We start from the raw sequence: 25,373 nt of genomic DNA, 5'->3' as shown, positions 1-25,373 counted from the left end.
TCAGCGTGTCCCACGGGGGAGCGCCTCCGACGAAGGGAGAGCTGAGGTGACCGAGAACGTGCTGGCGGACATCGCCGCGGCCGTCCTGCGCTGCCCGTCCGTCGCGGGCCTGCACTCCGGTGACGGTGCCGGCATCCGGAGCGTCGTCGGGGACACGATCATCGACGGCGTCGTCCGGGGGCCGGACGGCCTGCTGCTCGGTGTCACGGGGCGCTACCCGTGCCCGGTCACCGAGATCGCGGCGGAGGTCCGTGCCGCGGTCCGCGGTGTGGTGCCCGACGCGACGGTCGTCGTCAGCGTCGAGGACATGGTCGTCGAGTGACGCGTGCCGGTCGCCCCGCGGATCGGCGCGGCGGATCGGCGGTGGCGACTCAGGGCAGGACGTCGTCGATGATGACGGTCACCTGGGCCGGCTCGAGGCTGGTGACGTCCCGGACGCTGGTGGTGACGGAGCTGCGGACGAGCTCGCCGAGCCGGACGAGGTCGGTGCCGTAGTCGGCGGCCAGGGTGATCTGGACGGCGGCACTGCTGCCGCTGACTCCGGCGGCGACGTCCTCGGCGACGTCGGTAGGGGGGTCCCCGTCGAGGGGCGCACCCGGCTCGCCGGTGACCCCGGCGAGGTGCTTCGACAGCGCGACCCGGACCCCCGGGACCTGTTGGGCGCCCTGGCGCGCGGCCACGACGACGACGCGCGCCGACACCCGGGTCAGGCCGTCCGGCGAGGTGATCACGCCGTAGTCGGGGTGCTCGATGGCCCGGCGGATCTGGGCGAGCGCGGTCTCCAGGATGCTGTCGGGTGCCTGGACGCGCTCGTCGCCGAGCTCGCGCACGGGTGCCCAGATGCGTTCGTACTCGCTCAGCGCGGCCTGGCAGTGCGGGCACTGCGCCTGGTGGGCGTCGCGCTCGGTGCCGCGCCCGTCGGCGACCTGGTCAAGGACGTCGTCGACGGACCGTCCGCACGGCAGCGCGTCGGGGGGCGGGCCGAGATCGCCGGTGTCGGTCATGCCCAGCTCCGCAGCGACTGGAGCAGGCGCCGGCGTCCCCGGTGCAGGCGACCCCGGACGGTGGGTTCGCTCACGTTCAAGATCGTCGCCACCTCCTGGTAGGTCAGCCCCTCGATCTGGTGCAGGACCAGCACGGCCCGGAGCTCGGGGGGCAGGTCGCCGATGGCCGCCACGGCGGCGGCCGCGCGCTGGCGGGCCACGACCTGCTCGTCGGTCCCGGCGGTCGGTGGCGGGTCCGTCTCGAGTATCGGACGGGTCGGGCGACGTTGTCGAATCACGTTGAGGCACCGGTTGACGACGATGCGGTAGAGCCAGGTGGTGAACGAGCTGTCGCCGGCGAACCCGGCCAGCGCGGTCCAGAGCTGGATGACCACGTCCTGGGCGACGTCCTCGGCGTCGTCGGGGTTCGAGAGCATCCGTAACGCGATGCGGTAGATCCGGTTGCGGTGCCGGCGGACCAGGACCTCGTAGGCGTCGATGTCGCCGGACGCGGCCTGCCCGACCAGCCAGTTGTCGGCGGCCTCGTCGAGCTCCTCCTCCTCACCCGCACGGTGGCCCCGGTCAGCCACGCGTCGACCGGTGATGTCGGCGGAGCGGGGCGGCTTCCATGCGGGCGTCCTCCGTGGCGGCGATCGGGTCGCTCGCACTGTCGGACGTGCCGGTCAGGGGCTCGAGCGCGCCTACGCTCTCACACGCGGCCGGCCGACGGTCGTGCCGGACGGCCGCGTGTCCCCATCGCATGCGCGGTGCCCCGGCGGCTACTCGCCGTCGATGCCCTCGAGCAGGGTCGCGGCGGTCATGGCGGTGGGCCAGCCGGCGTAGAACGCGAGGTGGGTGATCGCCTCGACGAGCTCGTCGCGGGTCAGGCCGTTGTCCAGCGCGCGCTGCAGGTGCCCGGGGAGCTGGTCGGTGCGGTAGAGCGAGACCAGCGAGGCCACGGTGATCAGGCTGCGGTCCCGCTTGGACAGACCGGGGCGCTCCCAGACGTCGCCGAACAGCACGTCGGAGGTGAGCTCGGCGAGCTTCGGGGCGATGTCGTCGACGGGGGTCTTCATGGTGGTCTCCTCGGTCCGGATGCGGGTTCGAGGAGGGAGTAGCCGGTCGGCCGGGTGATCAACCGGTCTGGGCCGGGCGTTCCCGGCTCGCCTCGCCGGCGGACACCCGGTCGTCGTCACGGGCGGAGGTGCTGGAGTCGAGGAGGTGGACCTCCCGTTCGAGCTCGCCCATCCTGTCCCGCTTCACCGGCGGCGGGGACGGCACGGGTCCGCCGTTGCGGATGATGCGGACGGTGTCGGCCAGCCGGTCCACCCGGCGCACGATGCCGTTCCGGAAGAGGTACCAGGCCAGGAAGCGCATCACCACGGCGGCGACCAGGGCGATCGCGACCGAGACGTAGTCACGGGTACGGATGTCGTTGATCTCGGCGATCCGGTCGTCGAGCAGCGCCTGCTCCTCGGTCCGCATCTCGTCCACCTCGGCCCGGATCCGGTCCATGAGGTCCTTGCCGAACACCAGGTCCTGACGGATCTCGGCGTTCGTGGCGGCGCCGCCCCCGGTCGCGGCGACCGTCCGCTGACGTTCGAGATCGGCCAGCTGTCGGCCGGTCAGGTCGCGCAGCTCCTGGATGCGCCCCAGCTTGGTCTCCCGCGGCGCCTCCCCGGGCTCAGCCGAGGCGAGCTCGGTGAGCTGGGTCATGACGGTGGGCAGCTCGGCGGAGGCCTGCGTGAACGGCTCCAGGAAGGCGGTCTGGCCCGTCAGCTGGTAGCCGCGCACCCCCGTCTCGGCGTTGACCATCAGCGTCGTCAGCTCGCCGAGGGCGACGCTCGTCTCGAACTTGCGCTGGATGTCGGTCTCGATGTCGACGCGCTGCAGGTTGCCCGAGAGCGCCAGGCACGCCGAGATGACGACGGCGACGAGCGGGAGGCCGACGGTGATCCGGCCCTGCACCCGCATCGGTACCCGGTGCCAGAGCCGCATGGCCGGCTGCGCCGAGGCGCTCAACGTGTCGCGAAGGCTCCTGGCCACGTCGGGATCCTACGGACGGAGGCTGGATCCTGCGCTGTTCCGTCCCCGTCCCCGTCCGGGCTGCAGCCGGCACGATCGACCGCCAGCTGTCGGTATCGGGCAGGACGGACATGGGGGCACCGGAGGATCACCCGGCCGCCGGCTACTTCGGCAGGACCCCGGTGCCGGTCACGGCGGAGTCGACGAGCTGGGCCAGACGCTGGTGGCCCTTGTCGTTGAGGATCTCCCCGTCCGGTGCGATGCCGTCCTGGTCGCTGCCGTTGAACCACCGGTTGACGAGCGGGTCGACGACCGGCAGCTGCGCCTTCGTGGCCGCGGCCTGGATGGCGTCGCGGACGGGCAGCATCCGCGCCGGTGCGTCGCCGCCGAGCCACATCGGGCCGATCACGACGATCTTCGCCTGCGGGAGCCGGGTCCTCAGATCCTGGTAGAGCTTCGTCGCGGCGGCGCCGACCGCAGCCGGGTCGCTGACGTCGTCGGCGCGGCCCGCGGTGACCACGACGACCTGCGGGCCGGCGGCGACGATCTTCTGCAGCCGCGTCTGCAACGCCTGGCCCGCGACGTAACCGGAGCCGTAGACGGACTCGTTCGTCACCCGCCAGCCGTCCTGCTTCCCCAGCAGCGCCGTGTAGTTCGCCGGGCCCTGCCCGCCCGCGGGCGAACCGGAGGTGTAGCCGTCACCGAGGAAGGCCACGGACAGCGGACCGGCCTGCTGGGCCGGTGCCGCCGGTGCACCGGACGCCGGGGCCCCTGCCGCCGGCGCGGCGGGCTGCGCGGGTGCGGCCGGAGCCGCCGGCTGCGCGGGTGCGGTCGCGGCGTCCGCGGAGGAGGAGGACGACGACGTCCCGGTCAGCACCGCCGTCGCGATCGTCGCGAGGAGCAGCACGCCGAGGACGGCGATGACGAGGACAACCGGAAGTCTGCGCACGTGTGAACCCCTCGTCGTCGACCGTGACGTGGATCATCCCAGCGGAGCGGAGATGGGGTGTCAACCACACCTCACCCCGGGGCGGGCGTCACCGGAGCACCGCATCGGCCCTTTCCCGGGTCGGGACCGCGGGTGACACTGTGACCCGGGTCTCGCCGCGTGGGACGGCCCGGCCCGCACGTTCCGGTCGACCTGGGAACAAGGGAGTTCACCATGACCGACCCGCAGAAGGCCGACCTGGACGCCGTCGTCATCGGCGCCGGTTTCGCCGGGATCTACATGCTGCACAAGCTCCGCGACGAGCTGGGGCTCACCGTGCGCGCCTTCGACAAGGCCGGGGGGATCGGCGGCACCTGGTACTGGAACCGGTACCCCGGCGCGATGTCGGACACCGAGAGCTTCGTCTACCGGTACTCCTTCGACGAGCAGATGCTGCAGGAGTGGGACTGGGACACCCGCTACCTGAACCAGCCCGACATCCTGGCCTACCTGCAGGCCGTCGTCGACCGGCACGACCTCGGCCGGGACATCCAGCTCGACACCGGGATCGACTCCGCGGTCTACGACGAGGCGAACGGCGTCTGGACCGTCACCACCGACGACGGCGCGACGGTCACCGCGCGCTACGTCGTCACCGCGCTCGGGCTGCTGTCGCGGACGAACTTCCCCGACATCACCGGCCGCGACAGCTTCGAGGGGACGCTGGTCCACACCGGGGCCTGGCCCGCGGACCTCACCACCGACGGCAAGCGGGTCGGCGTCATCGGCACCGGGTCGACCGGCTGCCAGGTCATCTGTGCCGTCGCGAAGACGGCCGAGCACCTGACGGTGTTCCAGCGCTCGGCGCAGTACAGCGTCCCGTCCGGCAACGGGCCGGTGAGCCGGGAGTACGTCGACGGCTGTCGGTCGGAGTACGACCGGATCTGGGGTCAGGTGAAGGACTCGGCCGTCGGGTTCGGCTTCACCGAGAGCGACGTCCCGGCGATGAGCGTGTCCCCCGAGGAGCGGCGACGGGTCTTCCAGGAGAACTGGGAGATCGGCAACGGCTTCCGGTTCATGTTCGGCACGTTCTCCGACATCGCCGTCGACGAGGACGCGAACGCCGCCGCGGCCGACTTCATCCGTTCGAAGATCGACGAGATCGTCGACGACCCGGAGACCGCCCGCAAGCTCAAGCCGACCGATCTCTACGCCAAGCGTCCGCTGTGCAACAAGGACTACTACGAGACCTACAACCGCGACAACGTCACGCTGGTCAGCATCAAGGAGAACCCGATCGCGGAGATCACGCCGAACGGCGTGCGCACCGCCGACGGTGTCACCCACGAGCTCGACGTCCTCGTCTTCGCCACCGGCTTCGACGCCGTCGACGGCCAGTACACGCGGATGGACCTGCGCGGGCGCGGCGGGACGACGATCCAGCAGCACTGGAAGGACGGGCCGACCAGCTACCTCGGTGTGGCGACGGCCGGCTTCCCGAACATGTTCATGATCCTCGGTCCGAACGGCCCGTTCTCCAACATCCCGCCGGCCATCGAGATCCAGGTCGAGATGGTCTTCGACCTGATCCGGGCGGCGGAGGGCCGCTCCGGCGTCGTCGAGGCCACCGGCGCGGCGGAGGACGCCTGGACGGAGACGTGCCGGGAGATCGCGGACATGACGTTGTTCCCCAAGGCCGACTCGTGGATCTTCGGCGCCAACATCCCGGGCAAGAAGAACGCGGTCATGTTCTACATGGCCGGGCTGGGGAACTACCGGCAGAAGCTCGTCGACGTGGCCGACGCCGGCTACGAGGGGTTCGACCTGGAGGGTGCCCCGGCCTCGGCGCAGGCCTGACCACACCAGGCCGGGCCGGGCGTCAGGTCCGGCCGGCCACCGGCTCGGCCACCGCCCGTTCCCGGACCTGCCTCGTCTGGTCCATCGCGACCCCGCCCACGACGAACACCCCGCACAGGACGAACAACAGCGACACGCCCCAGGTGGAGCTCGTGTCCGAGACCGTGACCAGCGTCAGCGCGAGCAACGGCACCAGCCCGCCGGCGAACGCACCGCCGAACTCGCGGCCCACGGCGAAGCCCAGCGACCGGACGTCGGGGGCGATCTGGCGGCTCCAGAACGACCCGCACGCGGCGAGCGTGAACGGCATGATCAGGCCGGTCGTCAGGATCAGCGCCAGCCAGATGTAGCCGTTGGCCCCGGTGTCGAGCAGCGTGAAGAACGGGAACGCCATCGCGACCATGCCGGCGCCGCCGCCCAGGATGATCCACTTGGCGTCGACGAGGTCGCAGAGCCGACCGGCGATCGGGACCGCGACGATCGCCGCGGCGCTGGCGAGGGTCACCCCGAACGCGCCGATGCTGGCCGGGACGTCGCGGAACTCCTGCAGGTAGGTCAGGGAGAACGTCTTGTAGGTGTAGGTCGCGCCGTTGTAGCCCAGGGTGACGACCAGCACCACGGCGACGCCGCGCCAGTCGCTGCGCAGCATGGCCCGCAGCGCCTCGACGGTGCTACGACGCTGCGTGACGTGCTCGACCTTCTCGAACTCCGGGGTCTCCGGGACGCGGCTGCGCACGTAGATGCCGAGACCGAGCAGGACGAAGCTCGCCAGGAACGGGATGCGCCATCCCCAGCTGTCCAGTGCCGCCTGGTCCATGCTGGTCAGCGCCGCGACGCACAGCGACGACGCGAGCAGCCCGATGTTCACACCGAGCGCGGACAGGCTCCCGGCGCGGCCCTTCCGGCCCGCCTTCGCGTGCTCGTAGGCCAGCACCGTCGCCGTCGTCCACTCCGCGCCCGCTCCGGCGCCCTGCAGGATCCGGAACACGACGAGCAGGATCGGCGCGGCGATGCCGATCGCGTCGTAGGAGGGCAGCAGCCCGATCAGGCCGGTGGAGACGCCCATGACCGAGAAGGTCAGCGACATCGTCGCCTTCCGGCCGATCCGGTCGCCCAGGTGCCCGAAGACCACACCGCCGATCGGGCGGGCCAGGAAGCCGACGGCGAACGTGGCGAAGGAGGCGAGGGTGCCGGCTGCGCCGTCGACGGAGGGGAAGAAGACCCGTCCGAACACCAGCGCCGCCATCGATGCATAGAGGTAGAAGTCGAACCACTCGAGCGCGGACCCGATGACGACGCCCGGGGCCACCGCCCGTGGGGTCGTCCGGTCGCGCGAGGTCGGCTGGTCGCCCATCACAGGTCCCCCCACTCGGCCCGCGACGTTGCGGGCACGGCCACGCGGCCGACCGTCGTCGTGGGCCCGGCCGACACCCTGACCAGCCGAATCTGCGGCGCTCCGGGCCCCGGTGTCAAGAATGTCCGTGTTCCCGGACCGCCGGGACGGCGTCACACCAGCAACGGCTCCATCTCCTCCGTGAACCGCTCCGGGTCCTCGCCGAAGCCGACGTGGTCGCCGACGAAGGTCACCGGCCGGACAGCGCCGACGCCAGGCCGGTGAAGGGCGCGGAGTCCATCGCCCCGCCCGGGATCAGCAGGAGCAGCGGGCCGGTGCCCGTCACGTCGTGGGAGAGGACGGCGCCGGGGACGGCGAGTGAGTCGGTCATGGTCGTTCCGACCGCGCCGTCGCCCTCTCCCGGCGGGTGGGTCAGCGCGCCGCGCCGACCCCGCGCACCAGGCCGGAGACCAGCACCGTGGCGAGTCCCTTCACCGCGAGCGACTCGCCGAACGGGAGCCGCTTGTCGGCGTCGACGGTGTAGGTGATCTCGGTGCCGGACCCGCTGGGGCGCAGCGTGACCTCGCCCCGGTAGTTCCGCAGCGGCACGCCGGCGAGCGCCCGGTAGCCCAGCCGCTGCCCCGGCTCGAACGTGACGATCTCCTCGACGATGGGCCCGGGGGAGCCGATCCCGACCCTCCGGACGGCGCCGACTCCGTTGGGCTCGGTGGTGCCGGGGCGGGTGAGCTCGACCTTGAGCCCGGGCGCCCAGGACGACATGCCCTCGTGGTCGGCGAGCACCGCCCAGACGCGGTCGATCGGGGCGTCGACGGTACGGACGGAGGTGGCGCGCATCGGGGCCTTTCGGAGGGAGGGGTCGGTCACCGGCGTTCGGCGGCGGCCTTGAGGCGTTCCAGTGTGGTCACCAGCATCTCGCGGGTGAACGCCACCCGGTCGGAGACGCCGGTGAGGTAGCGGCCGACGACGACGATCGGACGGGTGCGCATGTCGGTCCAGCTCTCGGTGACCTCGCAGCCGTCAGCGGTCGGGGTGATGTCGTAGACCCACTCGGCGGCCGTGATCGGGCCCAGCCGGGTCTCGAAGGCGAACCGGCGTCCGCGGGTCGCGTCGGTGACGACCGTCGTCGTGGCCCACCGGCGGGCCCTCCCCTTGTTGGTGCCGAGGAACTTCGCACCGACGGCCGGCCCGCGCAGCTTGCCGACCCAGCGTCCGCCGGTGTTCTCCGGGCTCCACTCGCCCATCCGGGGCAGGTCGCTGACCAGCTCGTACACGGCGTCGGCGCCGGCGGCGACGGTGGTGCTCGCGCTGGCGGTCGGGGTCGTCATCGGGCCTCCGGGTTCGGGGTGTGGCTCACGAAGCTAGGAGCGCGCCCGGTCAAGGTCAACTTCTGGCCCGCGGCAGCCGCGCCGGGGCCGGGGCCGGATACCCGACGGGCCCGGCCCACATGCCCGGGACGGCCGGCGGCGCACCGCCGGCCGGTCCCCGGGTCAGACGTTGCGGGTGTGCAGGACGTAGTACTCGCCGAGGCAGCCGTCGGCCGACGTCGCGGGGCAGCCGGCGACGCCGCCGGGCACGGTGTAGGTCTTCTCGCAGTAGAAGCTGACCCCGCTGGCCGGACCGCCGGCCTTGGTGACCTCGTTGATGCCGGCCTGCTGGCAGTCCCCGTAGTTGTTGAACACGGGGGCGGGCGCGGCGACGGCGGCCGGTGCGACGACGAAGGCGGTGGCGACGGCGGCGACGGCGCCGATCGAGAGCCTGCGGAACATCATGTGGTGGTCCTTCCGGATCGGCCCGGTCCCGGTCACGCTCGTCGGGACCTCGGCGTGTTCGTGCGTACGCCGCGGGACGCTAGGCCGGATGCTCGGGAGACCTCCCGGACCGTCCTTCCGGGCCGAGACCGGCCAGCGCCGCCGGCAGCGGTCCCCGGTGCAGGACACCGAGACGCTGGGTGGCGCGGGTGAGCGCGACGTAGAGGTCGGCCGCACCTCGCGGGCCGTCGGCGAGCGTGCGCTCCGGCTCCACGACCAGCACGGCGTCGAACTCCAGGCCCTTCGTCTCCGACGGCGGCACCGCGCCCGGCGTCCCCGGCGGCCCGATCACGACGCTGGTGCCCTCGCGCCCGGCCTCGTCGCGCACGAACGCCTCGACGGCGCCGGGCAGCTCCTCGCCGGTGACGTGCCGCGACCACGGCTCCACCCCGCACGCCCGGACCGACTCCGGCGGTGCGACGTCCGGCGCGAACTCGGCGAGCAGCGCCGCCGCGACGGCCATGATCTCGGCCGGGGTGCGGTAGTTGACCGTCAGCGACCGGTACTCCCAGCGGCCGGGCACGTAGGTCTCCAGCATCGTGGCCCACGACGTCGCCCCCGCCGCCGACCGGCGCTGGGCGAGGTCGCCGACGACGGTGAACGACCGCCCGGGACAGCGCCGCATCAGAACCCGCCAGTCCATCTCGGACAGCTCCTGGACCTCGTCGACGACGACGTGCCGGTAGGTCCAGTCCCGGTCCGCGGCGGCGCGTTCGACCAGCTCACGGTTGTCGCGGACGACGAAGCGGTCGGCCAGGTCGTCGCCGTGGGTCAGGTCCCCGACGGCCACCCCGAGGTCCTCGTCGAGCTCCTCGCGGTCCATCGTCAGGATCTCCATGACGCCGGCGGCGTACTCGGTCTCGGCCCGCACCTCCCGCTCGACGGCCCGTCGCGCCGCCTCCTCGGCCGCCGGGTCGTGGCCCAGCAGGTCGACGAGCTCGTCGAGCAACGGCACGTCCGACACGGTCCAGGCCTCGCCGTCGGTCCGTGCCAGCGACGGGTCCGCCCCGGCGGCCCGCAGCCGCTCGGGCGAGGAGTACAGCGACCCGAGCAGGGACTCCGGCGTCAGGACCGGCCAGAGCTCGTCGAGGGCGGCGGTGAACGCCTCGTGCTGTGCGAGCTCCTTGGTCAGGTCCGCACGCAGGTCGGCCCACGCGTCGCGGTCCGACCGCGTCAGCCAGCCCCGGCCGATCCGGGCCGTCGCCCGCTCGGTCAGCACGTAGGTGACGATCTCGGTGAACACCGGCCGGGCCTCGTTGTGCGGCAGCCCGCTCGCCCGCGCCTCGTCCCGGGCCCACTCCGCGGTCGCGGCGTCGATGCGCACCGTCGTATCGGCCAGCTCGATCGGTATCGGCTCCTCCGGCAGCCGCTGCCGGTCCGCGACCGCGGCCGCGAGCACGTCGAGGATCGCCGGGGAGCCCTTCGCCCGCGCGGCGTCGGGGGCGTCCTCGGCGGTGACGTGCAGGCCGGGCACCAGGTCACCCGGGGTCATGAACACGACGTCGGACTCGCCCAGCGACGGCAGGACCTGTCCGATGTGGTCCAGGAACGCCGGGTTGGGCCCGACCACGAGCACGCCGTGACGTTCCATCCGTTCGCGCTGGGTGTAGAGCAGGTAGGCGACGCGGTGCAGCGCCACCACCGTCTTCCCGGTGCCCGGGCCGCCCTCGATCACCAGCACGCCCGGGTGGTCCAGGCGGATGATCTCGTCCTGCTCGGCCTGGATCGTCGCGACGATGTCGCGCATCCCCTCGCCGCGCGGCGCGTTCACGGCCGAGAGCAACGCCGCGTCGCCACCCGCGGCGGCCCCGTCGTCCCCTCCCACCCGACCGAGGACCTCGTCGGTGAAGTCGGTCAGCCGCCGCCCACGCGTGTGGAACTGGCGCCGCCGGCGCATGCCCTCCGGGTTCGCGCCGGTCGCCACGTAGAACGGCCGCGACGCCGGCGCCCGCCAGTCCAGCAGCAACGGCGTGTAGTCGTCCTCGGTGTCGAAGATCCCGATCCGGCCGATGTAGGAGTGCTCGCCGGACAGCGCGTCCATCCGGCCGAAGCACAGACCGTCGTCGGCGACCTTGAGCCGCTTCATCGCCGTCGCCGACGCCCGCACCCGGACGTCACGTTCCATCGGTGTCCCGCCGGTCCCGCCCAGCGCGGACTCGTACTCGCGCTGCGCGCGTGCGCGTTCGGCGTCGAGACGGGTGTAGAGATCGGCCAGACGATCGCGCTCGGAGCGCAGTTCCTCATCGTGTCCCTGAGCTGACACGTTCCCCCTCTTCGGTCGAGCCCGAGATTCCGTCGTGGTCAGTGCCGGGCGGTGCCGAACCACCGCGGCAGGTGGGCGAGGAGGTCCGACCGGTCGTCCCCGGCCCACGCGACGTGCCCGTCCGGGCGCACCAGCACGGCGGGTACGTCGAGCTCCTCGCTCGTGTCGACGACGTGGTCGACCCGGTCCTCCCAGCCCGGCACCGTCAGCTCGCCGGTCCGGTCGAGCAGCAGCCCGCGGCCGCGGTGCAGCAGCTCGTAGAGGCGACCGTTCTTCAGCGGCACGTCCCGCAGACGGCGTCCGAGCAGCTCGTGGCCCTCGCCGAGGTCGTAGTGCACCCCGATCGCCGTGATCTTCTCCGTCAGGTACCGGTTCACCTCGTCGAAGTCCATCAGCTCGGTCAGCAGACGGCGGACCGCCTGCGGACCCGGCTCGGGCGACATCAGGTGCGCCTGCGCGCGGGTGTCGTCCAGCACGGCGGCGGCCACCGGGTGCCGCTCGGCCTCGTAGCTGTCCAGCAGCCCGTCGGGTGCCCAGCCGTTCACCTGCGCGGCGAGCTTCCAGCCCAGGTTGAACGCGTCCTGCAGACCGAGGTTGAGCCCCTGCCCGCCGACCGGCGGGTGGATGTGCGCGGCGTCCCCGGCCAGCAGCACACGGCCGGACCGGTAGCGCTCGGCCTGCCGGGTGGCGTCGCCGAAGCGGGACAGCCACCGCGGTGAGTGCACGCCGAAGTCGGTGCCGGCGACCGCACGCAGCCGCTCCCGCACCTGGTCCAGGGTGGGCGCGACGGTGCGGTCGGGGGCCGGCCTCTCCGCGGGCACGACGACGCGGAACACGCCCTCGTCCCCCAGAGGCCCGACGCCGAACCACCGCCGGGTCCTGCGCACCTCGGCCACGACGGCGGCCACCTCGTCGGCCGGGACGCCCACCTCCATCTCGCCCAGCAGCGTCTCGACCCGAGTGGGTTCACCCGGGAACCCGATGCCGAGGAGCTTGCGCACCGTGCTGCGGCCGCCGTCGCAGCCGACGAGGTACTGCGCGGTCACCCGGGTGCCGCCGGCCAGGTCGACGGTCACGCCGTCCTCGTCCTGGCTCAGCCCGATCAGCTCGCACCCGCGCCGGATCCCGACCCCGGCCTCGACGGCGTGCTCGGCGAGGAGCCGGTCGGTGGTCGTCTGCGGGATGCCCAGGACGTAGCCGTGTGCGGTGTCCAACCGCTCCGGCGCCGGCGTGGTGATGCCGGCGAAGAAGCCGCCGACCGGATACCGCGTGCCGTGCTCCAGGAAGCGCTCCAGCAGATCGCGCTGGTCCATCACCTCGATGCTGCGCGCGTGCAGGCCGAGCGACCGGACGACCGTCGTCGGCTCCGCATCCCTCTCCAGCACGAGCACCCGCACGTCGTGCAGCCGCAGTTCGGCGGCGAGCATCAACCCGGTCGGTCCGCCGCCGGCGACGATGACGTCGATCATGAATCCCCCTTGGACGAGCCGGTCCCGGCGGAAGTGGTTTCCGCTGGTCACGGCGTCGGCCGGCGAATTCTGCGGCACGACCCGGGTCTTGTGGCAAGCCCCCCGGTGCGCTATACGTTGAGAGTGGGGAAAGGCGTTCGCGCCCTCCCCTTTCTCATGCGGGGCCGCGGAACCGGGTGATCAGACCCCCGAGTACTGCACGGTCCCCGCCGTCGCGGAATCCCGCGGGCGCACCCACTTGGCGATCTCGATCCAGCTGACCGCGACGATCGGCAGCAGGACCACCACGGCCCACTGCGTCCCGCTCAGCGGCACGAGCCGTAGGACCTCGCGCAGGAACGGCACGAACATGATCAGGGCGATGGACACCGCCGTCACCACCGTCCACGCCGGCAGGAAGCGGTTGGAGAGCAGCCCGATCCCGGCCAACGGGGTGCGCTCGGACCGCATCACCCACGCCAGAGCCAGGTAGCCGACCATCCAGGCCAGGAACGCCAGCGTCTGCGCCGTCTCCGTCGACTCCCCCGACCAGGACGCCACCAGGTAGATCCCGCCGACGGCGGCGAACAGCGACACCCCGCCCGCGATCAGCCCCCGCACCAGCGCCCGGTCCAGGAAGCGGTCCCGCGGGTCGCGGGGCGGCCGGTTCATGGCGTCGCGCTCGGCCGGTTCGGCGGCGAACGTGGCGCTGCCGGCGATGTCCATGAACATCTCCATCACCACGATCTGAATCGGGGCGAACGGGATGGGCAGCCCGACCAGGACGCCGACGGCCGTCGTCACGACGAGGCCGGCCTTGCAGGCCAGGTAGTACTTCACGCCCTTGCGCAGGTTGTCGTAGAGCGTGCGGCCCTCGCGCAGGGCACGCGTGATGGTGGCGAAGTTGTCGTCGGCGAGGACCAGGTCGGCGGAGTCGCGGGCGACGTCGGTGCCGGACGCGCCCATCGCGATGCCGACGTCGGCGCGGGCCAGGGCGGGGGCGTCGTTGATCCCGTCGCCGGTCACCGCGACGATCTCGCCGCGTCCCTGCAGGGCCTCGACCAGGCGGATCTTGTGCTCCGGCGTCACGCGCGCGAACAGGGACGTGCGGGACACGGCCTCGGTCAGCGCGGCGTCGTCCAGGCGGTCGAGCTCGTGACCGGTGAGCAGCGGACCGGCGCCGTCGAGGCCGATCTGCGCGGCGATGGCACGCGCGCAGGCGGGGTGGTCGCCGGTGACCATCAGGACGCGGATCCCGGCCCGGCGCGCCGCCGCCATCGCCTCGGGAACCTCGGCGCGGGGCGGGTCCTCGAGCCCGACCAGCCCGGCGAACGTCAGGTGCTCCTCGGCGTCCTGCACGGACGCGGGGACGACGGCCAGGACCCGGGTGGCGACGGCGATGACCCGCAGTCCGTCGGCGGCCATCCGTTCGGCCCGCGCGGCGAGCTCGGCCCGGTCGTCCGCGCCCAGTGCCCGGTGGCCGCCGCGGGCGGTGCACCGCTCCAGCAGCGCCTCCGGCGCACCCTTGGTGATCAGTAGGAACCGGCCGTCGTCACGGGTGTGGACGACCGTCATGGACTCCCGGTGCGCGTCGAACGCGAAGCGCGCCACGACGTCACCGAACACGCCGCCGGGGCTGCCCGGGAGCAGGTCGCGGTCGCGGGCGGCCTCGAGGAAGGCGACGTCGGTCGGGTCACCGGCGAACTCCGTGCCTTCGGTCGTCGCGTCGTGGCAGGCCGCGCCGAGCGCGAGCAGGTGGTCGTCGGGGATCGCGTCGGCGGCGAGCGAGGTCACCGCCATGCGGTTCTCGGTCAGCGTGCCGGTCTTGTCGGTCGCGATCGTGGTGACGGTGCCGAGGGCTTCGGCCGCGCGCAGGCGCCGCACCAGGCCGTTGCGGCGGGAGAGCCGGTAGGCGCCCAGTCCGAGGACGAGGCTGATGATGATCGGCAGCTCCTCCGGGACGGTCGCGAACGCCATGGTCAGCCCGGTCAGGACCATCTCGCGCCACGGCTGCCCGCCGATGATCCCGATCAGCGGCACCAGCACGCTGAACCCGATCGCCACCATCGCCAGCACCCGCGACAGGTCGCGCATCGCCTGCTGCATCGCCGTCCGCGGCGGCTTGGCCTCCAGCACCAGACCGGTGATCCGGCCCAGCTCGGTGGCCATGCCGGTCGCCACGACGACACCGCGGGCGCGCCCGGCGGCGACCGTCGTCCCGGCGAAGGCGAGGTTCGTCCGCTCGGCGAGTGCCGTGTCGTCGGGCAGCACGTCGTCGGCGTCCTTGCCGACGGCCACCGACTCGCCGGTCAGCGCGGACTCGTCGACCCGCAGGCCCCACGTCCCGACGAGCCGGACGTCGGCGGGCACCCGCGCCCCGGCGCGGAGCGGGATCACGTCACCGGGCACCAGGTCCTCGGTCGGGACCTGCTCGGTGCGGCCGTCGCGCAGTACCGGTGCGGTCGGTGCGGTCAGCTTCCCCAGGGCGGCGATCACCGTCTTCGCGCGGTACTCGGCGAACACCTCCACCAGCACGACCGCCGAGATGATGACGACGATCGCGATCGTGTCCTCGAGCCGTCCCCACACGCTGTAGAGCACGGCGACGGCCACCAGGAGCAGCATCATCGGCTCGGTGATCTCGTCGGCGAGGACGTGCCGGAACGTGACGCGGCGCGGCGTCCGGAAGCGGTTCGCGCCCGTGGCCGTCAGCCTCGACGCCGCGTCGGCGTCGGTCAGGCCGCGGGTGGAGTCGGTCCCCAGCGCGGAGACGGCGGCGTCGGCGGTCGAGGCGTGCGCCCGGTCGAGGCCGGGGTCGTGGGCGAGCAGCTCGGCGTCGCTCACCGACGTCGCCCGTTGCGGGGCGGGGTGCTCGCGGCCGGGGTCATCGTTCGCCCGTCTCGGTGGTGGGCGGGAGCTCGGGGGCGACGCCCTCGGCGCGGTACACCGAGGCGGTGAAGCCCTCGACCGCGCGACGGCAGCGGTCCAGCAGCTCGGCGGCGTCCTTGGTGCGCTCGTCCGGGAAGAAGTCGCGCGCGACGATCTTGTCGAGCCAGCCCGCGAGCCGCTCCAGGACCTGCTCGTTCTCCTCCAGCTCGGCGAAGCTGAAGTTTCCCTTCGACGCCTCCCGGTCCAGCTCGGAGAGCAGCGCCACGCCGCGTTCGTTCAGCTCCGCGAACTCCTTGGACCGCTCGCTCCGGAACCGGGCGACGATCTCGTCGTCGCCGGTGTCCTCGACGGTGCGGACGCTCAGCGCGTGTGCGGCGCCGTTGTGGTCGCGGACGAAGGCCGCGAGGGTGCGGAAGAACTCGACGTTGTCGTCCGATCCGGGCAGCACCCAGGCGCCGTTCTGCAGACCGACCGCACCCACCGCCTTGGCGCGGCGCCACAACGTGACCCGTGGGCTGGAGGGGGAAGCAGGGAGCTGGGCAAGGAGCAGGACCCAGCCTGGGGCGTCATCGCCGTGATCGGACACGGGGACTGACGTTACGCCAGTGGGGGTGCCGGAACGCAACAAGTGTTTCAAGAGAATGAAGCAAGTGTCTCAAGAGAATCCGGCCGTCGACGGTGTCCCGGCTGCGGCACGGCACGCTGGGGGCATGGCCCGTTCCGACCTCTCCCGCCTCGGCCTCGGCCTGGCCGCGGTGGCCCGTCCCGCGTACATCACCTCCGGCCGCGCCGCCGACCTCGGCGACGCCCGCGGGGTCGAGCAGCTCCGCGACCGGACCCGCGAGCTCCTCGACGCCGCGTACGCCCACGGCCTCCGCTACCTCGACGTCGCCCGCTCCTACGGCCGGGCCGAGGAGTTCCTGGCCGGCTGGCTGGCCGACCACCCCGAGGTCTCCGACGTCGAGATCGGCTCGAAGTGGGGCTACCGCTACGTCGGCGACTGGCGGGTCGACGCCGACGTCCACGAGATCAAGGACCACTCGCTGCCGGCGTTCACCGAGCAGTCCGCACAGAGCCTGGACCTGCTGGGGGACCGGCTCGGGATCTACCACGTGCACTCGGCGACGCTCGAGACCGGCGTGCTCGACGACACCGGCGTGCACCGGGCGATGGCCGGGCTGCGCGAGCGCGGCATCCGGCTCGGGATCTCCACCTCCGGCCCGCGCCAGCCCGAGGCGATCCGGCGGGCCCTCGACGTCCGGGTGGACGGGGAGCCGCTGTTCACCTCGTTCCAGTCGACGTGGAACGCGCTCGAACCCTCGGCCGGTCCGGCTCTGGCCGAGGCTGCGGACTCCGGTGCGCGGGTGATCGTCAAGGAGGCGTTCGCGAACGGCCGGCTCGCCCCGGGCGGCGACGACGGCACGGCGGCGGCACGCGCGGCGGCCGACCTCGCGGACCGGCTGGACGTGCCGCTCGACCGGCTCGCCGTGGCCGCGGTGCTGACCCGTCCGTGGGCCGGGCACGTGCTGCTCGGGCCGGTCGGGACCGCCCAGCTGGCGAGCAACGTCGCCGCCGTCGACGTCGTGCTCCCGGACGGGATCGACGACGAGCTGGACGCTCTGGCCGAGCCCGCGCAGCAGTACTGGGCCACCCGTTCGGGACGTCCCTGGTCGTGAGCGGTCCGGTGTGGCGTGACCGGTTACCGGGCAGCTCGTTTACCCTCACGTCACCCCACGGACGGTCGCCCGACGCCCACCATCCCCGTTGACGTTCATCGGAGGAGGTCGAACGGCCGGACTTGCGCGAAGGAGCCCGGACATGACCGTTGGACGTCACACGGCCTGGACGGCCGACGACGACCCGGCGACCCAGAAGATCGCCCGCGTCGAGGCCGCTCCCGCCCACGCTCCTGCCCCCGTTCCGGCGGGTGCCGTCCCGGATGCCGCGCCGCACCTGTCGCTCGTCCGCGGCAACTCGATCCTGCGGGTCGCGCTCGGGATCGCCGCCGTCCTGGTGATCGCCCACTTCACCGCCATGGCGATCGGCTACGGCACCCCCGGGTTCGAGATCCCGCAGGCGATCCGGCTCGGCGGCGAGCTGAACATCGCGACCTGGTTCAGCTCCGCGCTGCACCTGGTCAACGCCGGCCTGCTCGCGCTGATCGCGGCGAACTCGGTGCGCACGGAGCGTCTGCGCTGGACCGTGCTGGCCCTGGCGGTGCTCGTCGTGTCGATGGACGAGGTGTCGGCCAACCACGAGCAGGTCGGCTACATCCTGCACAACGTGCTCGGGACCAGCGGGTTCCTCACCTACGCCTGGATCATCCCGGCGATGGTGCTGGTCGCGGCCGTCGCACTGTGGTGCGGACCGATGGTGCTGCGCCGCCCGGGCGGGCGCCTGATCGCACTCGCCGCGCTGGTCTTCGTCGGCGGCGCGGTCGGGATGGAGGCCGTCGAGGGCTGGTGGTTCGACGCCACCGGGCAGACCGACGACCTCGTCTACCTCGTCCTCGGCGGGCTCGAGGAGGCGATGGAGATGCTCGGCATCATCATCGCCACGGCCGGTCTGCTCCGGATGGCCGGAGGCAGCGGACTGCGCCTGGCCGGGACGTTCACCGACCACTCCTGACCGATCCCCACTTTCTGGGATGGGCATGCCGGTGCCCGTCCGGCACCGTTCCCCTCGGGCCGATCAGGCCATCCGACCAGCGGAGACGAGGAGAAGCATGAACAACCACATCGGTCCGGCCTGGATCCTGAACGGGATCATGAACACGCCGGGTGCACTGGCCCTGGTCGACGGCCGGCTGTCGTTCACCGGCGACGAGGGTGTCGTCTTCGACGAGCCGGTCGACGCCGTCAGCGGGGTGACGTTTCCCTGGTACTACTTCTCCGGCGGGTTCAAGGCGACGGTCGGCGGCACCCGGTACCGGATCTCGCTGACCCGCCCGAACGGTGCGCCCGCGTCGTTGAGCCGGTCGGTGGCCGAGCTGGTCGGTCCCGAGCTGATCTCGGCCGCCGGGTCGATCGGCGACGTGACGTCCGGGCGTCGCGAGGGCAAGATCTGGAAGTCGCTCCTCCTCGACGGAGCGGGTGCGTCGCACCGGTCCTGAGACGGCGCCGTCCGTGCTCAGGGAGCCGTCGTCACGGCCGTCGCGGCGATCCCGGCGACCTTCGCGGCGGCGGCGGTCCGGCCGACCGGTTCAGCCTGCGCGTTCACCATGGTGGTTCCGTCCCTCATGGACACGTAGTGCTGACCGGTCCACCGGACGCCGCGGAGCGCCCGACGAGAGCTGGTCAACTCCGAGATGTTCCCGGTCCCGTAGGTGTCGACGAGGGTCTTGAGCCTCCGTCCTCGGGATTCGTCGGCCATGTCGACCGACGCGACGGCGACGACGGCGACTGCCTGCCGACGGTCGGTCACCTGGAGGAGGACGCGGTACATCGCAGCGCATCGATTCGCGGCGAAGTAGCTCCTCACCTGCCCGTAGGACAGTCGTGCGCAGTCGTCGTCCGACGACGTCGAGAGGACCTCGACGCGGAGGTTCTGATCGGTCAAACGCCGGACGAGAGCCGTGGTGTCGCGGTCGCGTGCCTTCGACTGGGTCTTACCGGTCCCGGATCTTCCGGCGGCACCGCTGCTTCCGGCAGACGACCCGATCGCGCCGCCGTTGATCCCGATTCCGACGACCACGGCGAGGATCACGGCGAGGACACCGGAACTCTTGATCCACCGACCGTCCGGTCCGCGCGGTTGATTCCGCCCACTCACCAAGATCCTCCGCGGTCGACGTCGCCGCGGCTCGATCGTGTGGAGAGGTTTCTCCATGCCGCACGGGTGATGCGTCGTCGATTCGGTACGGAGCGTTACCCCGACGGTGTGGATCGGTGCCGTCGCCACCGGCGCAGCGGGATGATCGATCTGTGAGGTGCGATCGGTGCCACGGGTGGCACCGATCGTCACCCACAGATCGATCATGACGGCGCCGGCGAGGACATCGGGAGCTGCCGGTCCACGCGAGGAGCCGGGCGGGGACGGGCCCGTCGGAGCACACTCGCTCCATGGCGACGGTCCGCACGGCCTCCCGCGCGGTGCTCGTCGTCGCGGCGTTCCTGGCCGTGGCCGCGGCGTGCAGCCGGCTGTCCGCCACGGAGGCTCCCGAGCCGGCGCCGGCGGGCGGGCCCACCGCGGTCGACGCGGCGTTCGTCCAGCACATGCTGCCGCACCACCGGCGGGCGATCGAGGTCGGTGAGCTGGCCGCGGCCCGGGGCACCGACCCTCGCGTGCGGGCCTTCGGGCGGCGGATCGTCGCCGAGCAGACACCCGAGGAGCAGCGGCTCACCAGCTGGGTCACCGAGCTCGGCCTCACCCCGCAGTCCGGGGACGCGACGGCGGCCGCCGGCTGGATCGACGATGCGACGCTCGCCCGTCTGACGGCGGCACCGGCGGCGGAGTTCGACCGCGACGTGCTGCTGGCGTCGGCCGACAGCGAGACGGGGGCCGCGGAGATGTCGCGCCTCGAGCTCGACGGTGGGACGTTCGGCCCGGCCCGCGAGCTGGCGACGTCGATCTCCACCGCGCCCACCGGCGAACTCCCGGAGCTGCGCCGCCTGGCCGCCGACCTGCCGGGATCGTGAGCGCGCTCAGGCCGGCGGGAGCCCGATCGTCCAGCCGGTGACGTCACGCAGGGCGATCTGCCAGCAGGCGGGTTCCTGGTAGGCGGGCACCGCGTTGTGCACGGGCGCGATCAGGGCGTCGGTGAAGTAGATCCAGTGGATGTCCTTCATCGGGATGTCCCGGCCGGGGGTGTCGTCGTTGCGCTCCTCGGCCATCTGGTCGAACATCGAGGCCATCGCCTGGGCGGACTCGTTGTGCGGGTCGTCCCGGGTCAGGTCGCGCAGCTGCTCGCCGAGACGGTGAAGCCAGGCCGTCGGGTGCACGGCGTTGCCGAACACGAGCCCGGCCGATGTGGCCACCGTCAGCGGGACGCTGTTGCCCTCGTCGCGGTAGGCGATGGAGAGCACCGACTGGAGGTAGCTCGGTGCGCTCAGCTCCGGGATCGTGACGACGCGTTGGGCGTCGGTCATTCCTGCCGGGCTGTCCGCATTCACCGTCATGCACTCACGGTAGGCAGCCGTTGCGCCGGGAGATACCGCCACCTGTCGGTGCGACGAGAATCGATCAGAGCAGGGACGGCCAGGTGAGCGCCGCCCCGCCCCAGGTCGCGCCCCCGCCGAACGCGGAGAGCACGACCCTGTCGCCCCCACGGAGCGTGGCCGCGGCCTGCGACAACGCCAGCGGGATCGACGCGGCGGCGGTGTTGCCGACGTGTTCGAGGTTGCTCACCGCCCGCTCGCGCGGCAGCCCGAGCCGGTCGCAGACGGCGTCCAGGATCCGCTGGTTGGCCTGGTGCCCGACGAACCGGTCGACGTCGCCGACGCCCCAGCCCACCCGGTCCATGACGGTCCGCGCGGACTCGGTCATCCGCGCCACCGCCTGCCGGTAGACAGCCTGGCCCTGCATCGCGAACGGGGTCGCCGCGTCCGGGACGATGATCAGGTCTTCGCCGTCACCGTCGCTGCCCATCTCCAGGGCCAGCACCTCGCCCGCCTCGCCCGGGGTCCCGGCGCGGAGGACGACCGCCCCGGCTCCGTCGCCGAACAGGAACGCCGTGGCCCGGTCCTCGGGGTCGACGAGCGTGGAGAACGTGTCCGCCGCGATCAGCAGCACCGAGCCGGCCTGCCCGGCGGTGATCATCGCGCTCGCGGTGGCCAGGCCGTAGAGGAAGCCGGAGCACACGGCGTTGAGGTCGAAGGCGGGCACGGTGCCGAGCCCGATCCGGGTCGCCACCGCCGGTGCCGTGGCCGGGACCGGGTGGTCCGGGGTGCTCGTGGCCACGACGACCATGTCCACCGCCGAGACCCCGGCCGACTTCAGGGCGAGCGTCCCGGCCTCGACGGCCAGGTCGGAGGTGCTCGTCCCGCCCCGGACGATGTGACGTGACCCGATACCGCTGCGTGTCCGGATCCACTCGTCGGTGGTGTCCAGACGTGCAGCGAGGTCGTGGTTCGTCACGACGTCCGGTGGCAGGCTGTGACCGATGCCGGTCAGTACGGCCGCGCGAGATGGCATGTACGGGACCCGCGTCCTGTCGTAGGTGTGAACCCACTGTAGTTCGCGGTGCGGTTACCGCCCGGTTCGATTTCAGGACGTGACGAGTCTCGTGCTCACCGTGGGCGGCGCCCGGAACAGGTCCAGCACCGGGCATCGCGCGTCGACCTCGGCGAGGAGCCGGACGTAGTCCTCCGCCGGCGCCGGTCCCTGCGGGTGGACCGCGATCCGGACGTCGTCGAGGCCGGGCCGGACGGTGCCCTCCAGTCCGAAGAACCCACGGACGTCGAGCTCGCCCTCGACGTCCACGCGGACGTCGTCGAGCGGGATCCCGAGAGCCGAGGCCTGGTACCGGTACGTCGCGATCTGCGACGAGACCAGCGCGGCCAGCGCCAGCTCGACCGGGTTCAGCGATCCGCCCAGGTCGACGGGCTCGTCGGGCGCGCCGGACTCGCGCCGGATCCGGACGCCGTCGGCACCGGAGCCGGTGGCGAGGAACGAGATCCGGGCGTTGGCCGCGTCCTGGTCGATCTCGGCGACGGCGGCGTCGAGCAGGGTCGCCGGGTCGACGACGGGGGCGCTCATCGATCGTCCTCCGGCTGCTCGACCACGGTCAGGTGCGGGGTGCGGGCGAGCGCCCGGCGGGCCATCGCGAGCTCCTGCGCGACCTCGGCGGTGATCAGCTCGGCGTGCAGGCCCCGATCCTCCGGGGAGTGCGGGGCGAGCGCACGGTGACGGGCGACGAGCGCCTCGAGGCTGTCGAGCAGGCGGTCGCCGACGGCCGAGCGGCGCTGGGACCGGGACGGTGCGGGCGTGCGGAGTGGGGCGGTGGCAGGTGTGGACATGCGGATGCTCCGGAAGGTGCGAGGGATCGGGACGCGTCGGCGGCCACGGGGCCGCGAGGCATCACCGACAGAGCGCCGCTCCGGTCCGGCAGAGGTCGACGTGGCGACGCCTGCACCAGATCGACTTCGACCACACCGACACCGCGAGGGCGTCGTTCGCCGGGGTCTTCACGTCGGTCTCCCATCGGTCCCGGCGGTAGCACCCACGTGTGCGGGTTGCTGCGGCGTCGTCGATCCGGGTCTCTCGGCCGCTCAGGATGGCAAGTCCCCAGCAAACCCGGTGCGGAGGCGGAGTGTCAAGGAGACGGTGGCCGGGCCACGTCACTCCCCTGACGACGAACGGACCGCCAGGGGCCTGGCGCATCACTCGTCTGCCGAGTTGGTGACGGTGGGCGATGAAGAGCCGAGGTCGTACTCCTCCGATCGTGGTGATCATGACCACCGCCGGGATAGTCTGCTGCCGTTCCGGCCGAACCGATCTTCCCCACGGCCCGCGACGTCCCGGCCCGGTGTCCCCCGCACCGAGCGGCCGGCCCCCACCCCGGGAGTCCCATGACCCTGCCGCAGGGCACCCGGCCCGGTCGGCGACCGCCCGGGCCGCCCGTCGTGGCGGGGCTGCTGGCCGGGACCGCGGTCGCGGTGGTCGGGCTCGGTCTGCTCTCGATCCAGGTCGCCGAGTCGCGGACGGGGCTGCGGGCCTGGTGGCCGGGGGTCGCCCCGGCGACGGTGGCGGTCGCGGTGGCCGCGGGCGGGTGCGGGCGGTGGCGCGCGCCGTCCGGTGCCCGCCGGGCCGCCCTGATGGCGGCGGTCCTGCTCACGGTGGGGGTCGCCGGGGCGGTGCTGCGGCTGCTGGTCGGTCGCCCGCCGGAGGTGGTCGTCGGGTGGGCGCTCGGGGACGTCGTGCAGGCGGCCACCGCCGGGCTCCTGCTCGCGGGACGGTTGCGTCTGCGCTCGCTCCCCGACCTGGGGCGGCTGCTGCTCGCGGCGGCGGCCGGCGCGCTCGTCGCGGCGGCCGTCATGACCCCGACCGCGCCGCCGCCGCTGTCCGACGAGCCCGTGCAGCTGTTCTGGTCGCTCGTCGCGTCGCGGTCGGCGGCGGTCCTGCTGCTGGTGCCGCTGGTGATGGCGTTTCCGCCGCGCCGCCGGCGGCGCCACCCGGCCGAGGCCGCCGGCCTGTGGGTGCTCGCGGTCGGGACGACCGTCGCGGCGTTCGCCCCGGGCCAGACCTGGCCGCTGGCGTTCCTGCCGCTGGCCGTCCTGGTCGGGACCGGGCTGCGGCTCGGCCCCCGGACCGTCGGCTGGCAGGTGCTGGTGGTCGGGCTGCTGGTGGCGCTACTGACGGTGCACGGCGGCGGCCCGTTCGCGGCCGCGGCCGTCTCGTCCCCGTACGCACCGCTCGCCCTGGTCCAGACGTTCCTCGTGGTGTGCGTGTTCGCCGTGCTCGTGGTGACGCTGACGGTGGCCCAGCGCGACGCCGCCCTGCGCGCACTCGCCGACCGGCTGGAGTTCGACCGGGCCGTCCTGGAGACCGTCGACGCCGGGGTCCTGGCCTGCGACGCCGACGGCCGGATCGTGCTGCGCAACCCGGCGCACCGCAGGATCACCGGCGTCGCCGACGACGAGCCGGTCGACCCGGACGTCCTGGCGCAGCGCCTGTCGGTGTCCGAACCGGACGGTCCCGTCCCGCCGTCGCGGACGCCGTTGCGTCGCGCCCTGGCCGGGGAGGTCCTGACCGGACTGCAGCTGCGGATCGAGCCGCCGGGCGAGCCGCACCACCAGGTCGTCGCGCACGCCCGCCCGATCACCGCGGGCGACGGACGCCTGCTGGGGGCCGTCGCCACGTTCACCGACGTCACCGGGGAACGCGTCGTGCAGGCCCGGCTGCAGGCCGCCGTCACGTTCCAGGACGCGGTCCTCGCGGCCAGCCCGGACATCATCTTCATCGCCGACGCCGGCACCCACGCCGTCCTCTGGGCCTCGCGCTCGGTGGAGACGATGCTCGGGTTCACCCCGGAGCAGGTGCTCGACCTCGACCGCCGCGACGGGCCCAGCCTGGTGCACCCGGAGGACCGCCCCGCGCTGCACGCCGCGAACGAGGCCGCGACCCGCCTGCTCGACGGCGACGTCCAGCCGCTGCGGGTGCGGGTGCGCGACGGGTCCGGGAGCCACCGTTGGCTCTCCCGCCGGGTCACCCCCTTCACCCGGGACCCGCAGGGACGGGTCACCGAGCTGCTCGGCGTCTCCCGCGACATCACCGACGTCGTCGAGTCCGAGCAGCGGATGGCCCACGCCGCCACCCACGATCCGCTGACCGGGCTGGTCAACCGGCGCGCGCTCGGCGACCGGCTGACCGAGGTGATCGACCGGGCCCGCGACGGAGCGCAGACACCGGTGCTGTTCTGCGACCTCGACGGGTTCAAGACCGTCAACGACACGCACGGGCACGCCGCGGGCGACGCGCTCCTGGTCGTGACGGCGCAGCGGATCGCCGGGGTGCTGCGCGGCGGCGACACGCTGGCCCGCACCGGCGGGGACGAGTTCGTGGTCGTGCTGGAAGCGCCGCCCCGCGAGCGCGACGGTGCCCGCAGCGCCGCGGACTCGGCGGCGGAGGCGTTGCGCCGCGCCCGCAGCGTGGCCCGGCGGATCGCCGAGTCGCTGGCGCAGCCGATGGACGTCCACGGCACGCTGCACGTCGTCACGGTCTCGATCGGGATCGCGCTGGCCCGCCGCGGGCTCGACGCCGAGGCGGTCCTGCGCGACGCGGACACCGCGATGTACCGGGCGAAGTCCGCCGGACGCAACCGCCACCACGTCTACGAGGTCGCCCCGCCGGAACGGGGTCTCCCGCGCGGGCGCGAGTGA

General features: G+C 73.0%; 26 protein-coding genes and 1 riboswitch. Of the genes, 7 read left to right on the top strand and 19 right to left on the bottom strand.

Annotation, left to right across the window (positions count from 1 at the left end; all coding sequences use genetic code 11):
* Positions 1 to 46: 46 nt before the first annotated feature.
* Positions 47 to 322, top strand: coding sequence for an Asp23/Gls24 family envelope stress response protein (locus tag EV383_RS29400; protein WP_130293245.1), 276 nt, complete (start codon positions 47 to 49; stop codon positions 320 to 322).
* Between the two features lie 49 nt (positions 323 to 371).
* Here the strand turns inward: EV383_RS29400 and EV383_RS29395 are convergent, their stop codons facing one another.
* The 5 genes from EV383_RS29395 to EV383_RS29375 all read right to left on the bottom strand — a co-directional run bounded on the left by EV383_RS29395 (position 372) and on the right by EV383_RS29375 (position 3,957).
* Entirely contained in the window at positions 372 to 1,004 is a 633-nt protein-coding gene (locus EV383_RS29395) for an Asp23/Gls24 family envelope stress response protein (protein ID WP_130293243.1), read from the bottom strand.
* On the bottom strand, positions 1,001 to 1,573 hold the full coding sequence (locus EV383_RS29390; protein ID WP_130293241.1) for an RNA polymerase sigma factor: 573 nt from the start codon (positions 1,571 to 1,573) through the stop codon (positions 1,001 to 1,003). The genes EV383_RS29395 and EV383_RS29390 overlap by 4 nt, the downstream gene beginning before the upstream one ends.
* A 189-nt stretch (positions 1,574 to 1,762) precedes the next feature.
* Entirely contained in the window at positions 1,763 to 2,059 is a 297-nt protein-coding gene (locus tag EV383_RS29385; RefSeq protein ID WP_130293239.1) for a carboxymuconolactone decarboxylase family protein, read from the bottom strand.
* A gap of 58 nt (positions 2,060 to 2,117) precedes the next feature.
* The gene (locus tag EV383_RS29380; protein WP_130293237.1) at positions 2,118 to 3,029 is read right to left on the bottom strand and encodes a CHASE3 domain-containing protein; all 912 of its coding nucleotides are present in this window, start codon (positions 3,027 to 3,029) and stop codon (positions 2,118 to 2,120) included.
* A gap of 142 nt (positions 3,030 to 3,171) precedes the next feature.
* Positions 3,172 to 3,957 carry an SGNH/GDSL hydrolase family protein gene (locus EV383_RS29375; RefSeq protein WP_130293235.1) on the bottom strand — a complete coding sequence of 262 codons (786 nt, stop codon included), beginning with the start codon at positions 3,955 to 3,957 and terminating at the stop codon, positions 3,172 to 3,174.
* Between the two features lie 213 nt (positions 3,958 to 4,170).
* Between EV383_RS29375 and EV383_RS29370 the strand changes: the two genes are divergently transcribed.
* Positions 4,171 to 5,793: a flavin-containing monooxygenase gene (locus tag EV383_RS29370; RefSeq protein ID WP_130293233.1), complete on the top strand. Its 1,623-nt coding sequence runs from the start codon at positions 4,171 to 4,173 to the stop codon at positions 5,791 to 5,793.
* Positions 5,794 to 5,815: 22 nt separating this feature from the next.
* Here EV383_RS29370 and EV383_RS29365 read toward each other — a convergent pair whose 3' ends face one another.
* The 9 genes from EV383_RS29365 to EV383_RS29330 form a co-directional block, all read right to left on the bottom strand.
* Positions 5,816 to 7,147: an MFS transporter gene (locus EV383_RS29365; RefSeq protein WP_130293231.1), complete on the bottom strand. Its 1,332-nt coding sequence runs from the start codon at positions 7,145 to 7,147 to the stop codon at positions 5,816 to 5,818.
* Positions 7,148 to 7,376: 229 nt separating this feature from the next.
* Entirely contained in the window at positions 7,377 to 7,517 is a 141-nt protein-coding gene (locus EV383_RS31505) for a hypothetical protein (RefSeq protein WP_165438545.1), read from the bottom strand.
* A 41-nt stretch (positions 7,518 to 7,558) separates the two neighbouring features.
* Positions 7,559 to 7,981, bottom strand: a complete 423-nt coding sequence (locus EV383_RS29360) for an SRPBCC family protein (protein WP_130293229.1) — start codon at positions 7,979 to 7,981, stop codon at positions 7,559 to 7,561.
* A 26-nt stretch (positions 7,982 to 8,007) separates the two neighbouring features.
* Entirely contained in the window at positions 8,008 to 8,472 is a 465-nt protein-coding gene (locus EV383_RS29355) for an SRPBCC family protein (RefSeq protein ID WP_130293227.1), read from the bottom strand.
* 162 nt (positions 8,473 to 8,634) lie between these two features.
* The gene (locus EV383_RS29350; protein WP_130293225.1) at positions 8,635 to 8,952 is read right to left on the bottom strand and encodes a hypothetical protein; all 318 of its coding nucleotides are present in this window, start codon (positions 8,950 to 8,952) and stop codon (positions 8,635 to 8,637) included.
* Between the two features lie 43 nt (positions 8,953 to 8,995).
* Entirely contained in the window at positions 8,996 to 11,218 is a 2,223-nt protein-coding gene (helR, locus tag EV383_RS29345) for an RNA polymerase recycling motor ATPase HelR (RefSeq protein ID WP_207223695.1), read from the bottom strand.
* A 38-nt stretch (positions 11,219 to 11,256) separates the two neighbouring features.
* Positions 11,257 to 12,687 carry a rifampin monooxygenase gene (gene rox, locus EV383_RS29340; protein WP_130293223.1) on the bottom strand — a complete coding sequence of 477 codons (1,431 nt, stop codon included), beginning with the start codon at positions 12,685 to 12,687 and terminating at the stop codon, positions 11,257 to 11,259.
* A 180-nt stretch (positions 12,688 to 12,867) separates the two neighbouring features.
* Positions 12,868 to 15,510, bottom strand: coding sequence for a cation-translocating P-type ATPase (locus EV383_RS29335; RefSeq protein WP_130293221.1), 2,643 nt, complete (start codon positions 15,508 to 15,510; stop codon positions 12,868 to 12,870).
* Between the two features lie 40 nt (positions 15,511 to 15,550).
* On the bottom strand, positions 15,551 to 16,141 hold the full coding sequence (locus EV383_RS29330) for a Chromate resistance protein ChrB (RefSeq protein ID WP_130293219.1): 591 nt from the start codon (positions 16,139 to 16,141) through the stop codon (positions 15,551 to 15,553).
* Positions 16,142 to 16,265: 124 nt separating this feature from the next.
* Here EV383_RS29330 and EV383_RS29325 point away from each other — a divergent pair, with 124 nt between their 5' ends.
* From EV383_RS29325 to EV383_RS29315, 3 genes are all read left to right on the top strand, one after another.
* A complete protein-coding gene (locus EV383_RS29325) occupies positions 16,266 to 17,231 on the top strand; it encodes an aldo/keto reductase (protein ID WP_130293217.1) in 966 nt (321 codons plus the stop codon).
* 142 nt (positions 17,232 to 17,373) lie between these two features.
* Entirely contained in the window at positions 17,374 to 18,183 is an 810-nt protein-coding gene (locus EV383_RS29320; RefSeq protein WP_130293215.1) for a hypothetical protein, read from the top strand.
* 97 nt (positions 18,184 to 18,280) lie between these two features.
* A complete protein-coding gene (locus EV383_RS29315; RefSeq protein WP_130293213.1) occupies positions 18,281 to 18,667 on the top strand; it encodes a hypothetical protein in 387 nt (128 codons plus the stop codon).
* Between the two features lie 17 nt (positions 18,668 to 18,684).
* Here the strand turns inward: EV383_RS29315 and EV383_RS29310 are convergent, their stop codons facing one another.
* On the bottom strand, positions 18,685 to 19,260 hold the full coding sequence (locus EV383_RS29310; protein ID WP_130293211.1) for a hypothetical protein: 576 nt from the start codon (positions 19,258 to 19,260) through the stop codon (positions 18,685 to 18,687).
* Positions 19,261 to 19,616: 356 nt separating this feature from the next.
* On the opposite strand from EV383_RS29310, the gene EV383_RS29305 reads away from it, so the two are divergent.
* A complete protein-coding gene (locus tag EV383_RS29305; protein ID WP_130293209.1) occupies positions 19,617 to 20,192 on the top strand; it encodes a DUF305 domain-containing protein in 576 nt (191 codons plus the stop codon).
* Between the two features lie 6 nt (positions 20,193 to 20,198).
* Here EV383_RS29305 and EV383_RS29300 read toward each other — a convergent pair whose 3' ends face one another.
* The 4 genes from EV383_RS29300 to EV383_RS29285 all read right to left on the bottom strand — a co-directional run bounded on the left by EV383_RS29300 (position 20,199) and on the right by EV383_RS29285 (position 22,511).
* Positions 20,199 to 20,672, bottom strand: coding sequence for a hypothetical protein (locus tag EV383_RS29300; RefSeq protein WP_130293207.1), 474 nt, complete (start codon positions 20,670 to 20,672; stop codon positions 20,199 to 20,201).
* Between the two features lie 64 nt (positions 20,673 to 20,736).
* A complete protein-coding gene (locus EV383_RS29295; RefSeq protein WP_130293205.1) occupies positions 20,737 to 21,687 on the bottom strand; it encodes a beta-ketoacyl-ACP synthase III in 951 nt (316 codons plus the stop codon).
* A 72-nt stretch (positions 21,688 to 21,759) separates the two neighbouring features.
* The gene (locus EV383_RS29290; protein WP_130293203.1) at positions 21,760 to 22,251 is read right to left on the bottom strand and encodes an OsmC family protein; all 492 of its coding nucleotides are present in this window, start codon (positions 22,249 to 22,251) and stop codon (positions 21,760 to 21,762) included.
* Positions 22,248 to 22,511, bottom strand: a complete 264-nt coding sequence (locus tag EV383_RS29285; RefSeq protein ID WP_130293201.1) for a hypothetical protein — start codon at positions 22,509 to 22,511, stop codon at positions 22,248 to 22,250. Before EV383_RS29285 ends, EV383_RS29290 begins: the two co-directional genes overlap by 4 nt.
* Before the next feature lie 178 nt (positions 22,512 to 22,689).
* Positions 22,690 to 22,775, bottom strand: a riboswitch (SAM riboswitch).
* 288 nt (positions 22,776 to 23,063) lie between these two features.
* Here EV383_RS29285 and EV383_RS29280 point away from each other — a divergent pair.
* The gene (locus EV383_RS29280; RefSeq protein WP_130293199.1) at positions 23,064 to 25,373 is read left to right on the top strand and encodes a diguanylate cyclase domain-containing protein; all 2,310 of its coding nucleotides are present in this window, start codon (positions 23,064 to 23,066) and stop codon (positions 25,371 to 25,373) included.

Origin of the sequence: Pseudonocardia sediminis, assembly GCF_004217185.1 — a bacterium.
GTDB classification, from domain to species: Bacteria; Actinomycetota; Actinomycetes; order Mycobacteriales; family Pseudonocardiaceae; genus Pseudonocardia; species Pseudonocardia sediminis.
This window is presented reverse-complemented; position numbering and strand designations above follow the sequence as displayed.